This is a genomic window from Ramlibacter sp. (assembly GCF_035548915.1).
In the GTDB taxonomy this organism is placed as follows: Bacteria; Pseudomonadota; Gammaproteobacteria; order Burkholderiales; family Burkholderiaceae_C; genus Ramlibacter.
In genome coordinates this window covers 17,909-31,872 of sequence record NZ_DASZSE010000009.1, presented here as the reverse complement: position 1 = coordinate 31,872, position 13,964 = coordinate 17,909, and the positions used below count along the sequence as shown (strand labels likewise).

17 protein-coding genes are annotated in these 13,964 nt (G+C 68.1%); 12 read left to right on the top strand and 5 right to left on the bottom strand.

The features are described 5' to 3' along the window. Positions 1 to 578 precede the first annotated feature (578 nt). Positions 579 to 1,058, top strand: coding sequence for a MarR family winged helix-turn-helix transcriptional regulator (locus VHA82_RS02390; RefSeq protein WP_325539895.1), 480 nt, complete (start codon positions 579 to 581; stop codon positions 1,056 to 1,058). Here the strand turns inward: VHA82_RS02390 and VHA82_RS02385 are convergent. Continuing rightward, positions 1,055 to 1,852: a cupin domain-containing protein gene (locus VHA82_RS02385; protein ID WP_325539893.1), complete on the bottom strand. Its 798-nt coding sequence runs from the start codon at positions 1,850 to 1,852 to the stop codon at positions 1,055 to 1,057. The two genes, VHA82_RS02390 and VHA82_RS02385, sit on opposite strands and share 4 nt — an antisense overlap. A 110-nt stretch (positions 1,853 to 1,962) precedes the next feature. Here VHA82_RS02385 and VHA82_RS02380 point away from each other — a divergent pair, with 110 nt between their 5' ends. The 4 genes from VHA82_RS02380 to VHA82_RS02365 are packed head-to-tail and all read left to right on the top strand — an operon-like array spanning position 1,963 to position 5,538. Next, positions 1,963 to 2,745, top strand: a complete 783-nt coding sequence (locus VHA82_RS02380; protein ID WP_325539891.1) for an SDR family NAD(P)-dependent oxidoreductase — start codon at positions 1,963 to 1,965, stop codon at positions 2,743 to 2,745. Positions 2,746 to 2,776: 31 nt separating this feature from the next. After that, positions 2,777 to 3,766 carry a TRAP transporter substrate-binding protein gene (locus tag VHA82_RS02375; RefSeq protein ID WP_325539889.1) on the top strand — a complete coding sequence of 330 codons (990 nt, stop codon included), beginning with the start codon at positions 2,777 to 2,779 and terminating at the stop codon, positions 3,764 to 3,766. Then, positions 3,766 to 4,239 carry a TRAP transporter small permease gene (locus VHA82_RS02370; protein WP_325539887.1) on the top strand — a complete coding sequence of 158 codons (474 nt, stop codon included), beginning with the start codon at positions 3,766 to 3,768 and terminating at the stop codon, positions 4,237 to 4,239. The genes VHA82_RS02375 and VHA82_RS02370 overlap by 1 nt, the downstream gene beginning before the upstream one ends. Then, positions 4,240 to 5,538, top strand: coding sequence for a TRAP transporter large permease (locus tag VHA82_RS02365; protein WP_325539885.1), 1,299 nt, complete (start codon positions 4,240 to 4,242; stop codon positions 5,536 to 5,538). It begins immediately after the preceding gene. A gap of 16 nt (positions 5,539 to 5,554) precedes the next feature. Here VHA82_RS02365 and ftsH read toward each other — a convergent pair whose 3' ends face one another. Then, entirely contained in the window at positions 5,555 to 7,576 is a 2,022-nt protein-coding gene (ftsH, locus tag VHA82_RS02360) for an ATP-dependent zinc metalloprotease FtsH (RefSeq protein WP_325539883.1), read from the bottom strand. A 179-nt stretch (positions 7,577 to 7,755) separates the two neighbouring features. Here ftsH and VHA82_RS02355 point away from each other — a divergent pair, with 179 nt between their 5' ends. After that, complete coding sequence (locus tag VHA82_RS02355) at positions 7,756 to 8,199, top strand: hypothetical protein (protein ID WP_325539881.1); 444 nt, start codon at positions 7,756 to 7,758, stop codon at positions 8,197 to 8,199. 18 nt (positions 8,200 to 8,217) lie between these two features. Here VHA82_RS02355 and ppk2 read toward each other — a convergent pair whose 3' ends face one another. Then, a complete protein-coding gene (ppk2, locus tag VHA82_RS02350; protein WP_325539879.1) occupies positions 8,218 to 9,123 on the bottom strand; it encodes a polyphosphate kinase 2 in 906 nt (301 codons plus the stop codon). A gap of 169 nt (positions 9,124 to 9,292) precedes the next feature. Here ppk2 and VHA82_RS02345 point away from each other — a divergent pair, with 169 nt between their 5' ends. Beyond that, positions 9,293 to 9,538 (top strand): hypothetical protein, encoded by a 246-nt coding sequence (locus VHA82_RS02345; protein WP_325539877.1) that lies wholly within the window; start codon positions 9,293 to 9,295, stop codon positions 9,536 to 9,538. Position 9,539: 1 nt separating this feature from the next. Here the strand turns inward: VHA82_RS02345 and VHA82_RS02340 are convergent, their stop codons facing one another. Beyond that, entirely contained in the window at positions 9,540 to 11,054 is a 1,515-nt protein-coding gene (locus VHA82_RS02340; RefSeq protein ID WP_325539875.1) for an aldehyde dehydrogenase family protein, read from the bottom strand. Positions 11,055 to 11,211: 157 nt separating this feature from the next. Here VHA82_RS02340 and VHA82_RS02335 point away from each other — a divergent pair, with 157 nt between their 5' ends. The 5 genes from VHA82_RS02335 (at position 11,212) to VHA82_RS02315 (ending at position 13,466) form a co-directional block, all read left to right on the top strand. Next, the gene (locus VHA82_RS02335; protein WP_325539873.1) at positions 11,212 to 11,436 is read left to right on the top strand and encodes an AbrB/MazE/SpoVT family DNA-binding domain-containing protein; all 225 of its coding nucleotides are present in this window, start codon (positions 11,212 to 11,214) and stop codon (positions 11,434 to 11,436) included. Between the two features lie 47 nt (positions 11,437 to 11,483). Further along, entirely contained in the window at positions 11,484 to 11,894 is a 411-nt protein-coding gene (locus VHA82_RS02330; protein WP_325539871.1) for a putative toxin-antitoxin system toxin component, PIN family, read from the top strand. A gap of 96 nt (positions 11,895 to 11,990) precedes the next feature. Then, positions 11,991 to 12,176, top strand: coding sequence for a hypothetical protein (locus tag VHA82_RS02325; RefSeq protein ID WP_325539869.1), 186 nt, complete (start codon positions 11,991 to 11,993; stop codon positions 12,174 to 12,176). Between the two features lie 17 nt (positions 12,177 to 12,193). Then, positions 12,194 to 12,523 carry a hypothetical protein gene (locus tag VHA82_RS02320; protein WP_325539867.1) on the top strand — a complete coding sequence of 110 codons (330 nt, stop codon included), beginning with the start codon at positions 12,194 to 12,196 and terminating at the stop codon, positions 12,521 to 12,523. 25 nt (positions 12,524 to 12,548) lie between these two features. Continuing rightward, positions 12,549 to 13,466, top strand: a complete 918-nt coding sequence (locus VHA82_RS02315) for a 2-dehydropantoate 2-reductase (RefSeq protein ID WP_325539865.1) — start codon at positions 12,549 to 12,551, stop codon at positions 13,464 to 13,466. A 124-nt stretch (positions 13,467 to 13,590) separates the two neighbouring features. Here VHA82_RS02315 and VHA82_RS02310 read toward each other — a convergent pair whose 3' ends face one another. Continuing rightward, entirely contained in the window at positions 13,591 to 13,923 is a 333-nt protein-coding gene (locus VHA82_RS02310; RefSeq protein WP_325539863.1) for a hypothetical protein, read from the bottom strand. Positions 13,924 to 13,964: the final 41 nt, after the last annotated feature.

Below are 13,964 nucleotides of genomic sequence, written 5' to 3'. Positions count from 1 at the left end.
GCCGCGGCCCGGCCGCACGCGGCGTTGCAGATGCACAGGGGCACGCCACCGGTGGTGTGCCACGGTCTCACAGCAAAGCTGCGTGTGGGCGGGCTGCGGCGCGCAATAAAGCACAGGCGCCTGCGGTGGGTGTGCCCCGCGCCCCAGCGCGGCGACGAGAGCGCCGCAGGCGCGTATCGCGCGGCGCGTACGTGTTCTGATTCGCGGCGCTTGTTCGAACGGAGAGTTTGGCGTGCGCGCCAAACTCGTAGTGAGTTGCGCCGCGGGGGCGCGGGGTCGCCCGGCGCAGGGAATCCGGTAGGGCTGCGCGAAGCGCAGCACGACGGACGCCGTAGCGCGCGCCGCGGCCCGCCCACACGCAGCTTTGCGGCGAGGTGGTGGAGAGCTGGATTTCGCGAGCAACCGCGAAGGGGGAGGACGCCACTGGATTCCCGCGTTCGCGGGAATGACGAGGGAGTGAGCCGGGAATGACGGGGAGTGAGCCGGGAATGACGAGGAGTGAGCCGGGAATGACGGGGAGCGAGCTGGACATGACGGAGAGTCTCGCGTCGCCGCGGCAGGACCCTAGAATTCTCCGCATGACGCCACCCCGCAAGGGCGCTGCCCGACATGCACTGCTGCACACGGACGAATCGCCCTTCTACCAGCTCTGGGTGCTGACCAATCTCACCGCCAGGCCGTTCGCGCCGGCATTCGGACAGCGCTTCCACATGAACCTGAACGACTGGCGGGTCATGCTTACGCTCGCGGACCACCCGGGCGTCACCGCCCAAGAACTCGCGGATCACACCGGCCTCGACAAGATGATCGTGTCGCGCGCGGTGCGCAACCTCGAAGCCCAGGGCCGCCTCGTGCGCGAAAGCAACGAAGCCGACCGGCGCCTGCGCCACCTCTATCTCACCGCGAGCGGCTGGGACGTCTACACCGAAATCGGCAAGCACGCGGCGCGCCGCGAGTCGCAGCTCTACGAGGCGCTCGACGCGAGCGAACTGCGCAAGTTCCAGCAACTGCTCCTGAAACTCTGCGCGCGGGCGCGCGAACTGGGCTCGGGCCTCTAGTTGAACCCGTAGAGCTCCGCGCCCGGGTCTTCCTCGCTGACCGCAGGGCCTTCCGCCCAGGCGAGCAGCGAGCAGCCGTACTGCGTTGAAATCGTCACCGCGGTGTCCGGCTCCACGATCACGAACGAAGGGCCGTGCACCACGACGCCATCGACTCGCAGGTCGCCGGAGAGAACGAAGAGGTCCGTGAGCGCGCTGTGCCGCACGGCACGCGCACCGCCGCCGGGCCAGAGCGTGAGACAGCACATGCGCCGCACATCGCCCGTGCCCGCATAGTCGAAGAGCGGTCTGCGCACGACACCCGCGAAGCGCGTGCCGATGGCAAGCGTGCGCTCGAGCTCGATCGTGATGTCGGGCGGCGTTTCCGGATGGTGGTTGCGCACCGGGCCCTGGTCCGCGTGCGGATGAATGGCAAGGCCGCCGTCCGGAATCACCACCGGGCCTTCGAGCCGCGAGACGAGCGTGGCGCCGCCGTACGTCACGGCGTCGTGCGTCGCGCCGCGCAGGTTGATGCCGACGTGGCCCTCCCGCGTGGTCGCCTGGTGGTCGGTGAGCGAACCCGCGAGGAAGTAGCTGCTCGCCGTTCCCAGATGCTGATGCAGACCCGAGCGGCTCATCGGATCGAACGTGATGAGGCCGAGAAAGAGACCGCGCTCGTTGTCGCGCCGCACAGCTTTCTCGCGCGCGGTGCCGCGCGGCGTTTCGCGCCAGGGCAAGGCCTCCAGGTCGTAGGCGTAGACGCGCGGCGCCACCTGATTGCGATGGGCCGCCTCGAGGTTGGCGACTGTGCTCATGGTATTCCCCAATGCCCGGGCCTTGCGGGCAGATCGTAGCGATCGTTACTATACCCCCGAAGGAGGCCGGCACGACGCCGGTCTCTCGCGCATTCCCATCTGGAGTCGCCATGGCGTCAGGAGAGACACCTCGGGTCGTTGCAGTGACGGGCGGGGCGAGCGGCATCGGGGCGGCATGCGCGACGCTCTTCGCCAACCGAGGCTGCAAGGTCTACGTGCTCGATCGCGACGCCGGGGCGATCGCGCAGCTGCGGGACAATCTGCCGCACGCGCATTTCGTATCGCTCGACGTGTCGGACGCCGCGGCCGTGAAAGAGGCCTTCGAATCCATCGCGCACGATGCCGGCCGGCTCGACGTGCTCGTGAACAGCGCGGGCATCGAGAGCAAGGCCCTCATCCGCAACGTCCGCGGCGAAGACTGGGACCGCGTGCTGGACATCAACCTGAAAGGCACGATGCTGTGCACGCAGGCGGCCGCGCGCATCATGAAGCCCGCGGGCGGCGGCAGCATCGTCAACATCGCCTCCGTCGCGGGCAAGCGCATCTCGTATTCCGGCGACGCCGCCTACACCGCTTCCAAAAGCGGTGTGCTCGGGTTCACGCGGCACGCGGCCTTCGAGTTCGGCATCGACAACATCCGCGTGAACGCGGTCTGCCCCGGGCCGACTCTCACGCCGATGATCCTTCGCAACCTGGACGAACGCCGCATCGAGGCCGTCGTGAAGACGGTGCCGCTCGGCCGCTGGGTGATGCCCGAAGACATCGCCGAGGCCGTGGCTTTCTTCGCCGGTCCGGCAAGCGCCATGTGCACCGGGACTTCCCTCGATGTCGACGGCGGGGTGCTGGTGTCCAATGGCAGCCGGTACGAGGACTATTTCGCCGCGCGCGAGTGAGGCTCGCGGCGCGCAAGATGAGGAGATCCGCATGATCGAAACCACGCTTCGCCGTCTCGCCGCGGCCGCCATCGCATTCGCGGCGCTCGTTCCTTCGGCCTTCGCGCAGCACGCGCTGCGCATGGCGTACGTCGCGCCGCCGCCGGTGTGGGGGCCGATCGCCGACCGGTTCGCGCAGGAGGTCGATGCGCGCACCAAGGGCGAAGTGAAGGTGCAGTCCTTCGGCGGCGGGCAACTGGGGAGTCTGCCGCAGAACTACGCGGGCCTGCGCACGGGGCAGATCGACATGATGCTCGCCGACACCGGCACGCTTGCCATCGCCAAGGGCGGCAAGGACTTCAACGCGCTCTTCGCACCTTACGTCTTCCGCGACCAGGCGCACTTCAAGAACTACATGATGTCGCCCACCTTCCGCGACATGCTCGCGCCGGTGGAAAAGGAAGCGGGCTTCACCTATGTGGGCTACGTCTCCGATCGCGCGCCGCGCCAGCTCACCACGTCCAACCGCAAGGTGACGAAGCTGGAAGACATGAAGGGCCTGAAGATCCGCGTGCCCGAGACGCCGACGATCCTGGAGGTGATGAAGGCGTGGGGCGCATCGCCGACGCCCGTTCCGGCGTCGGAGCTGTACCTCGCGATGAAGCAGGGCCTCGTCGATGGCCAGGACAACGGCTTCGACGCGATCGCGGGCGCCAAATATTACGAGGTGCAGAAGTACGCGATGCGCATCGACTACATCCAGTCGGGGCTCATGGTGCTCATCGCCGCGGACAAGTGGGCGCGCCTCACGCCCGCGCAGCAGACCGCGATGCGCGAGGCGGCGGCCGAGACGGAGAAGTGGGCGAGCAAGATGACGTGGGACGTGGCGGAGAAATCGCTGGACGTGCTGAAGAAGCAGGGCATGGAGATCGTCGAGCCCGACCTCACGGGGTTTCGCCGGGCGGCGGACGAAGTGACGAAGCGCTTCGACGGCGAGATGTGGGCCAAGGGGACGATCCAGAAGATTCAGGCGGTGAAGTGATGCTGCGCTGGCTCGACGCCGCGGTGGAGGGCCTGCTCGCGCTCGCGCTGCTTGCGCTGCTCGCCATCGGCGTCGCGCAGATCGTCTGCCGCTTCGTGCTGAACGCGCCGCTCGCCTGGGCGCTGGAGGCGAGCATCTTCATTCTCGTGTGGTCGACGATGCTGTCGGGCTACGTCGGCGTGCGGCGCAATTCGCATCTCTCGGCGGACTTCATGGGCTGGTCCGAGTCGGCGCGCATGCGCTGGGGTCGCGATCTCGCGTGCATGCTGCTGTGCCTTGTCTTCATCGCCGTGTACGGGCTCGCGAGCTTCAAGCTCATCGATGCGATGGCAGGCATCGGCTTCACCTCCCTGCCGTTCGACCAGCCCGCGCAGTACTGGTCGCTTCCGGTGGGTGCGCTGCTCATGGCCGTCGCGTTCGCCGCGCGCATGCGCGCCCACCTGCGCAACCGGCCCGGCTCCGGGGAGCGCTGAGTGCGCGAGGCGCTTTCGTTCGGCCTCCTCATGGCGGCCTTCATGGGCTTTGCCGTGATCGGCGTGCCCGTCTTCTTCGCGATGGGGCTTGCCTCGCTCGTCTTCGTGCTGTTCGCCAACGGCGAAGTGCCGCTGAACGTGCTGGCCTCTTCCATGGTCCAGGGGATCGACTCGTTCGCGTTCCTCGCGATCCCGTTCTTCTTTCTCGCCGGCGAGCTCATGAACACGGGCGGCATCACGACGCGGCTGCTCGACTTCGCGCGCTCGCTGGTGGGCCACGTGCGCGGCGGCCTGTCGCACGTCGCCATCCTCGCGAGCATGGTCTTCTCCGGCGTGTCGGGCTCCGCTGTGGCCGATGCTTCGGCCATCGGCGCCTCGATCATCCCCGCGATGAAGGAGCAGGGCTACCCGCCCGCGTACGCGGCCGCGGTGGTCGCCGCCGCATCGACGATGGGGCCGATCATTCCGCCTTCGATCGCCTTCGTCGTCTACGCGCTCGTGACGGAAGTGTCGGTGGGGCGGCTCTTCCTCGCGGGCGCGGTCCCGGGCCTCCTCATGGGGGCGTACCTGCTCGTGACGGCCTCCATCGTCGCGCGGCGGCGCGACTTCCCGTTGTCCGCGCGCGCGAGCCCGAGGCAGGCACTGAAGGCGCTATGGCGCGCCGGCCCCGCGCTCGCGATGCCGGTCATCATCCTCGGCGGCATCATGAGCGGCGTCACGACGTCGACGGAAGCCGGTGTCGCGGCCGTCGTCTACGCGATCGTCGTGGGCAAGTTCGTCTACCGGGAGCTCACTTGGGCGAGCGTGTGGCGCATCGTGCGCGAATCGATGATCAGCTCGGGCCTCATCATGCTCACGATCGCGGCGTCGGGCATCTTCTCGTGGCTGGTCGCGAACATGGCCATCGGCGAATCGCTCGCGAAGGGGCTGCTCGCGATGACGGACAGCCGCTGGGCGATGCTGGCCCTCATCAACGTCGTGCTGCTGCTGTGGGGCCTCGCGCTCGAGCCGGCCGTCGCGCTCGTCACGCTCGTGCCGGTGCTCGTGCCGATCGCGGCGGCGTATCACATCGACCTCGTGCACCTGGGCGTCGTGGTCGTGCTGAACCTGATGATCGGCCAGCTCACGCCGCCTTCGGGCGTGATCAGCTACCTCACCGCGCAGATCGCGGGCGCGCCGCTGCACGAGGTGTTTCGCGAGGCGGTGCCCTTCACGATCGCACTCATCGGCGTGCTGGTCCTCATCACCTTCGTGCCGGTTCTCGCGCTCGGACTGCCAAGCCTCGTCTTCGGCAAGTGACGAGATGCGCGGCGCTTCAGTGCGCGCCGCTTCTTCCTATCGGACCCGCGAATGGCGCCGCCGCGGGACGGAGGCCGGTCGCCTGCAGTATCTCCTCCTCCGCGAGCGTCTCCTTCTGCAGGAGCGCGAGCACGAGCTTGTCCAGCGCGTCGCGATGCTCGTTCAGGAGGCGCTTCGCCTCTTCGTGGCATTCGTGGATGATGCGGTGCACCTCGGCATCGATCAGGTTGGCGGTGTCTTCGGAAAACGGCTTGTCGGCGCCGTAGCTCGTCGGCCCGCGCAGGAAGGCGTTGTCGCGCGGAGCGAGCTGCACCATGCCGATCTTGTCGCTCATGCCCCAGCGCGTGACCATGTTGCGCGCGATCTGCGTGGCCTGCTCGATGTCGCTTTCCGCGCCTGTGGTCTTCGTGCCGTAGACGATCTCTTCGGCCGCGCGGCCGCCCAGCATGCCCACGATGCGCGCGCGCAGGTAATCCTCGGGGTAGTTGTAGCGGTCCGTCTGCGGCCGCTGGTAGGTGACGCCCAGCGCCTGCCCGCGCGGCACGATGCTCACGCGGTGCACCGGGTCCGCGCCCGGCACGACGATGCCGAGGATCGCGTGTCCGCCTTCGTGATAGGCAATCCGCTCGCGGTCGTCGTGCGTGAGCAGCAGCGGCCGCTCGGGACCGAGCACGATCTTCTCCAGCGAATCGAGGAAGTCCGTCTGGCGCACCGCGTCTTCGTTGCGCCGCGCCGCGAGCAGCGCCGCTTCGTTCACGAGGTTCTTCAGGTCCGCGCCGGAAAAGCCCGGCGTGGCCTGCGCGAGCTCCTCCAGCCGCACGTCGGGCGCGAGCGGCACCTTGCGGATGTGCACCTTCAGAATCGCTTCGCGTCCGACCTTGTCGGGAAGATTCACGACGACGCGCCGGTCGAAGCGCCCGGGCCGCAGCAGCGCGCGATCCAGCACGTCGGGCTGGTTGGTCGCCGCGAGCACGATGATCCCTTCGCGGCCGGTGAAGCCATCCATCTCGGTGAGGATCTGCTGCAGCGTTTGCTCCTGCTCGCTCGCGCCGCCGATGGCGAAGGCGCCGCGCGCGCGGCCGATCGCATCGACCTCGTCGATGAAGATGATGGCCGGCGCGTTGTCGCGTGCCTGCTTGAAGAGATCGCGCACGCGCGCCGCGCCCACGCCGACGATCATCTCGACGAATTCCGAGGCGCTCATCGAGAAGAACGGCACGCCCGCCTCGCCCGCGACGGCCCGCGCGAGCAGCGTCTTGCCCGTGCCCGGCGAACCGATCAGCAGCACGCCCTTGGGCGACGTGCCGCCGAGGCGCGTGTATTTGTCCGGCGAACGCAGGAAGTCGACGATCTCGACGAGTTCGTTCTTCGCTTCGTCGATGCCCGCCACGTCGTTGAAGGTGACGCGGTTGTCCGCGTCGGCGTCGTAGCGGCGCGCCTTGCTGCGGCCGATGCCGAAGATGCCGCCCATGCCCATCGGCCCGCCGCCCTGGGCCGATGCACGGCGATACATCCACACGTAAAAGGCGATGAAGAGGATCGCGGGGCCGAAGCCGTAGAGCAGGGTCGACAGCCAGTTGCCCTGCTGAATGGGCACGGCGCTGATCTCCACGCCGTGTTCGAGCAGGAAGGTTTCGAGCCCGCGATCGAAGAAGGCGGGCAGTTCCGTGGTGAACGTGTCCGACGTGCGCGGCGGCGCATGCACGTTCGCTTCCGCGGGCAGTCCGCGGCGCGGCGGCAGCTTCGGCTCGCCCGCGCGCGGCCAGGTCACCGGCGACTTGAAGCGTCCCTCGATCGTCGTGCCCCGGCTGTAGATGGACAGCACGTTGCTCTTGCCGACCTCGTCGCGAAATGCCGTGTAGGGAATCGTGAGCGGTGAGTTCGCGCCGGGAAAGAGGAAGCTCATCAACACGTAGTTGGCAAGCAGCACGAGCACGAAGAAGAGCCAGTACCTGCGCGGCGGCAGGGCGCCCGGCGGGCGCGGCGGCTGCGGCGGCTGCGGCTGGGGGGGCTTCTGCGGCGCTGTGGGACCGTTCATGAGCCGCATCATGCCCTGACTCGGGCCCGCGCGCGCGAGGTGGCTCGGCCGTGCGGTTGCGCCGTCCCCGCACGCCGGACCTTTCCGACGGGCAGCCGCGCACCGTTCCGATGGGCAGGACCCGCGCGATGCGCGAACGTGTCGTCATATCGCTTCAACAGAGCAAGCAGGAGTTCGACATGAAACGCAAATTCGTACTGGCCCTCGCGGCCGCCGCCTCCATGATGTCACTCGGCACGATCGCGCACGCGACCCCGGCCGTCGTGGCCATCGATGTCGCGCCGCCCACCCCGATCGTCGAGGCCGTTCCGGCCCCGCGCGAAGGCTTCACCTGGTCGCCCGGCTACTACGCCTGGACCAACGGGGGCTACACATGGGTGAACGGCTCGTGGATCGAAAACCGCGTGGGCCTCACCTGGGTCGCACCGCACTGGCAGCAAGGCCCGGATGGACGCTGGATGCTCGCGGGCGGCGCATGGCTGCCGCGCGACCAGGCCGTTGCCGTGAGGATGGGCCGCGACCGCGACCGCGACGGTGTGCCGGACGCGATCGACGACGACAAGGACAACGACGGCTTGCCGAACCGGTACGACCGCCACCCGAACAATCCGTGGCGGCGCTGAGCTTTCAGCGCGCCGAAGTCAGTATTTCTCCGGCACGTGCATGTCCTTCGGCACGGGCCGGCGAACGTAATCCTTGTGCCGCACGCGCTGCGGCAGCTCGACGCTCGTGTGCTCGATCTCCTCGTAGGGCACGAGGCTCAGCAGGTGCGCGATGCAGTTGAGCCGCGCATTCTTCTTGTCGTCGCCCGCGACGACCCACCACGGCGCCTCCGAGATGTGCGTGCGTTCGAGCATGACCTCCTTGGCGCGCGTGTAGTCCTCCCAGCGCCGGCGCGACTCGAGGTCCATGGGGCTCAGCTTCCACTGCTTGAGCGGGTCCTGGATGCGCGCGAGAAAGCGCAGGTGCTGCTCCTCGTCGGAAATCGAGAACCAGTACTTCACGAGCTGGATGCCCGAGCGCACCAGCATGCGTTCGAATTCCGGCACCGAGCGGAAGAACTCCTCGTACTGCTCGTCGCTGCAAAAACCCATCACGCGCTCGACGCCCGCGCGGTTGTACCAGCTGCGGTCGAAGAGCACGATCTCGCCCGCGCCCGGCAGGTGCGCGACGTAGCGCTGGAAGTACCACTGCGTGCGTTCGCGGTCGTTCGGCGCGGGCAGCGCCGCGACGCGGGCCACGCGGGGATTCAGGCGCTGCGTGATGCGCTTGATCACGCCTCCCTTGCCCGCGGCGTCGCGGCCTTCGAAGAGGATCACGAGCTTGTGGCCGCTTGCCACCACCCAGTCCTGCAGCTTGACCAGTTCGCCCTGCAGGCGCAGCAGCTCGCCGAAGTAGCGTCGTCGTTCCTGCTTTTGCGCGTCGGTGAGCGCGATCTCGTTGCCGTTCGCATCGAACGGGCGGTCTTCGAGCTCGAGTTCCAGCTCTTCGTCGTAGGAATCGAGCGTTTCGCGGTGCAACCGCTTCTGCAGTTCTTCTGGGTCCATGGCTTGCGATGCGCGTCCTCTTGCTGAGCGAGATTACACCTGTTGCCGGGGTGCCGATATGTCAGCGCCGTGACAGTGCGATTTCATGTTCGTAGTCTGCATCCGACAGACTTGCACCGTCCCGGTCCTCACAATGAAGCTCTGACCTCCAACCGGGGAGATACGAGCGATGGATCTGCGACTTCAACTCCTGGAATCGTTCACGGCGCAAGGCTCCGACGGCACGGCGTACAAGGTGTTCGCGTACGACCGGCTCGCGCCGGACCCGTCGCTTGCCGACGGTTCCGAGCACTGGGCTTCCACCGGCCAGGTGGAATACCGGCTGGCCGACGGAAGACGTATCGACGTGGGGCGCGACGGCTCGCTCAGCATCGCCTCGACCGGGGTGCGGCTGAAGACCGCGGCGCACTCCTGAACTACACGTCGAAACGCACGCCTTGCGCGAGCGGCAGCTCGCGCGAGTAGTTGATCGTGTTCGTCGCGCGGCGCATGTAGTTCTTCCACGCGTCCGAGCCGGACTCGCGCCCGCCGCCCGTTTCCTTCTCGCCTCCGAAGGCCCCGCCGATCTCGGCGCCCGAGGTGCCGATGTTCACGTTCGCGATGCCGCAGTCGGAACCCGCGGCCGACAGGAAGGTCTCGGTTTCGCGCAGGTCGTTGCTGAAGATCGACGACGCGAGGCCTTGCGGCACCGCGTTGTGCAGCGCGACCGCTTCCTCGAACCGCTCGTAGCCGAGCACGTAGAGGATGGGCGCGAAGGTTTCGCGGCACACGGTGGCCGTCTGCGAGGGCATCTCCACGATCGCGGGGCGCACGTAGTAGGCCTCGGGCAGGTCGATCTCGAGCACGCGCTCGCCTCCGAAGACCACGCCGCCTTCTTCCTTCGCCGCGCGCAGCGCCGCCTGCATCGCTTCGAACGATGCCCGGTCGATGAGGGGCCCGACGAGATGCCCCGCGAGCGGATCGCCGATACTGAGCTTGCCGTAAGCGGCCTTCAGGCGCGAGACGAGCGCGTCGCGAACGCTCGAATGCACGATGAGCCGGCGTGTCGTCGTGCAGCGCTGCCCCGCCGTGCCCGCGGCGGCGAAGAGGATGCCGCGCACCGCCAGATCGAGATCGGCAGAGGGCGCGACGACGACCGCGTTGTTGCCGCCGAGCTCCAGCAGCACGCGGGCGAAACGCTGCGCGACGCGCGGCGCCACCGCGCGGCCCATGCGCGTGCTGCCCGTGGCCGACAGCAGTGCGACTTTCGGGTGATCCACGAGCGCTTCGCCCGCATCCTGCCGGCCGAGGACGAGTTGCGAAAGGCCCGGCGGCGCGTCGCCGAACGCCGCCGCCGCGCGTTCGAAGAGCGCCTGCGCGGCAAGCGCCGAGAGCGGTGTCTTCTCCGAAGGTTTCCAGACGACCGGGTCGCCGCACACGATGGCGAGCGCGAAATTCCAGGACCACACGGCCACGGGGAAGTTGAAGGCGCTGATCACGCCCACCACACCGAGGGGGTGCCAAGTCTCCATCATGCGGTGACCGGGCCGCTCGGAAGCGATCGTGAGGCCGTGCAGCTGGCGCGAAAGGCCGACCGCGAAATCGCAGATGTCGATCATCTCCTGCACTTCGCCGAGACCCTCGGAGAGGATCTTGCCCGTCTCGATCGAGACGAGACGGCCGAGCGCTTCCTTGTTCGCGCGCAGTGTCTCGCCGAGCAGGCGGACGAGCTCGCCGCGCTTGGGCGCGGGCACGTTGCGCCAGGCTTCGAAGGCGCTTTGCGCGCGGCCGATGATTTCGTCGACCTGTTCGCGCGAGTGCGCCGCGACGCGGCCGATCTCGCTGCCGTCGATGGGGGTGCGGACCGCGAGGTCGCCTCGGGTGTACGCGTGGTCGGGCAGGCCCAGGCTCTGCAGGATGCCGCGGACGGTGTCGGGGTAGGAGGAATTCATGTCGAAGTCACCAAGTCGCGAGGGTGCGGGCGTTCATTTCCCGGCAACTGCGATTGTGACCCGAGCGGGCACGGCGTGAGCCCATGGGGATGCTCGGGTAGCTCTGCAACCGGGAAAAGTGCTAAAGTAAGGAATCCTTGATTTCTGGAAACCTTCCATGTTGGCCAAACTGACCGGCAAGAATCAGTTGACGTTGCCAAAGGCTGTGACGCGGGCGATTGGGCCGGCGGAATACTTCGACGTAGAGGCGCGGGAGGGTCGCATCGTGCTCACACCGGTGCGGATTCAACGCGGCGACGCCGTGCGCGCGAAGCTCGCCGAATTGGGCATCGGAGCAAAGGACGTCGCGGGTGCGGTGAAGTGGTCGCGGCGCAAGCGGTGAGCGCGGCGAAGTCGCGTGCACGCGCCTCGGACAGCGAGAAGCGGCGCGTGGTGCTCGATACCGGGGTGGTGGTTTCCGCGCTGGTGTTCGCAAAGGGGCCCACGGCTCGGTTGAGGCTCGAGTGGCAAGCGGCCGACTTCGTCCCGCTGGCCAGCAGGGACACGATAGGCGAGCTCATGCGTGTGCTCGAATATCCGAAGTTCAGGCTGAGCGACATTGAGCGCGAAGAGCTGTTGGGAGATTACCTCCCGTGGACGGAAGCCGTGGCCATCCCGAACCCGGCACCGAGGGTGCCGCCTTGCCGCGATCCTGCTGATGCGATGTTCCTGCACCTGGCGCAGGCCGGCCGCGCATCGCACCTCGTCACCGGAGACTCGGATCTGCTCGTCCTTGCGCCGCACACGCGATTTTCGATCGTCACGCCGGCGGAATTCCTCGCGCGCCTGCCCGAGCGCTGACGCGGGAAACACGGCGCGCGCGATATGAAGCCCTTCGTTCGACACGGACGCGACCGGCGCCGCGGTACACCTCGACTCAACACCGAGTCACCCGCCATGTCCGCCATCCCGACCTACGTGTACCTCTTCGCCTTCGCAGTCGTCGCCGTCGTGAGCGGGCGCGTGCTGGGCGGGTCCGCGCGCGAAGAGCCGAGCTCTTTGCCGCGCATCCTGTTGTGGGCCCTCGCGGCGGCCTGCGCGCTGCTGGGCGCTTGCCTGGCCTGGCTGGACCACGCGGCGTAGGCAGCGACAATGCGCGCGTGGCGCGCAATCCCCTGCATTACCACGTCTACGTCGTCGAGCTCTCCCAGCGCGTGTGGGACGAGCCGGGCTTTCGACGGGCCAATCCGGACTATCTCTTCGGCCAGCCGTTCTTCTATGTCGGCATGACCGGGCTCGACCCCGACATCCGCTTCGACCGGCACAAGGCGGGCGTGCAAGCCAATCGCTTCGCTCGCGACTACGGAGTGCGCCTGCGCCCGGAACTCTACGACCAGTTCAACCCGATGGCGTACGAGCCCGCGCGCAAGATGGAGGTCGAGCTGGCCCGGCGGCTTCGGGTGAGAGGCTGCGGCGTCTGGCAGGCCTGAGCCGCGCTGTGTACAGTTGGCGGCCATGAAGATCTCGGTGATCGGCGCCGGCGGCGTCGGAGGCTATTTCGGGGCGCGGCTCGCAAAGGCGGGCCACGACGTGCAATTCCTCGCGCGCGGGCGGCACCTGCAGGCGATGCGGGAGAACGGGCTTCGCATCGAAAGCCCCGTCGAATCGTTCGTGCTCGAGAACGTGCGGGCCACCGACGACGCAGGCGCGTTCGACAAGCCCGACATCATGCTGGTTGCCACCAAGCTGTGGGACCTCGCGGAAACGGGCCGGCAGATGGCGCCGGCGGTCGGCGAGCGGACTGTCGTCGTGCCCTTGCAAAACGGGGTCGATGCGGTCGACATCCTGTCGGGAAGCCTTCCGGCCGAACGCGTGGCCGCGGGGGTGGCCATCATCTCGGCTCAGATCGGCGAGCCGGGCACGATCCGGCAGACAGGGCCGATGGCGCGGCTGCGCGTGGGTGCGTTGCATTCCTCGCAGCGCGAGACGCTGCAGGCCTTCGTCGCAGCGGGCGCGGCGGCCGGCTTCGCCGCCGAGTTCGTGGACGAACCGCGGCGCATGCTGTGGGAGAAGTTCGTGATGCTGAATGCGCTCGCGGGCGTCACGTCGCTCACCCGGCAGACGGTCGGTGCGATCCGCGACGACCCGCAGTTGCGCGCCGTGCTCGATGCGGCCATTCGTGAAGGCATCGCGCTCGCGCAGGCGAGCGGCGCGAGCCTCGCGCCCGACTACGAAGCCGGATACCGCAAGATGTTCGAGGGCCTTCCCGCGGACATGCGCGCTTCCATGGCGCACGACTTGCTCGCCGGCCGAAAGCTCGAAGCGCCGTGGCTGTGCGGCGCCGTCGTGCGGCGCGCGGAGGCACTGGGTGTTCCCGTGCCGGTGAATGCGACGATCTGGGCGGGGCTGAAGCCGTTCGCGAGCGGCGGCTGAAGAGTCGGGCCGCCTCGGCGAGTTCGTCCGAGAACCTTGCGCAGGCATGAAGCTCATCGGGCGTCGTGCCCGGATTGTGCTGTGCGGCGCGGCGGTCGCGCCGGCCGGGAAAGGCAATTGCCGGTCAGGCGATGGCCTCGGCCTGCTTCTTCAGCTTCGAGGCTTCGTCGTGCGCCTTCTGCACCGCCTCCCGCAGCTGCGGATCCGTCACGTTGGCGGACTTGCATTCCTGGATCGCGCGGTCGGCGGCGCGTTCGAGGTCGAAGATGCGCTGGCGCATCTTCGCGTCGTCCTGCGCCGAGCTTGCTTCCTGCTTGGCCTGGCGCGCCTCTCGGTGCAGGGCATCGATGGCATCGCTCAGCTGCTGCGGCGCACGCGCCGATTGCGCGGCGCGCTTCGCGTCGTCCACGCACTGCTCGACGTTGTCGACGGCGCGCTTCATGTCGGGGGAAATCATGGCTGGGTTCTCCTTGCGTCTGTTCCTCGTTGATTGGACGG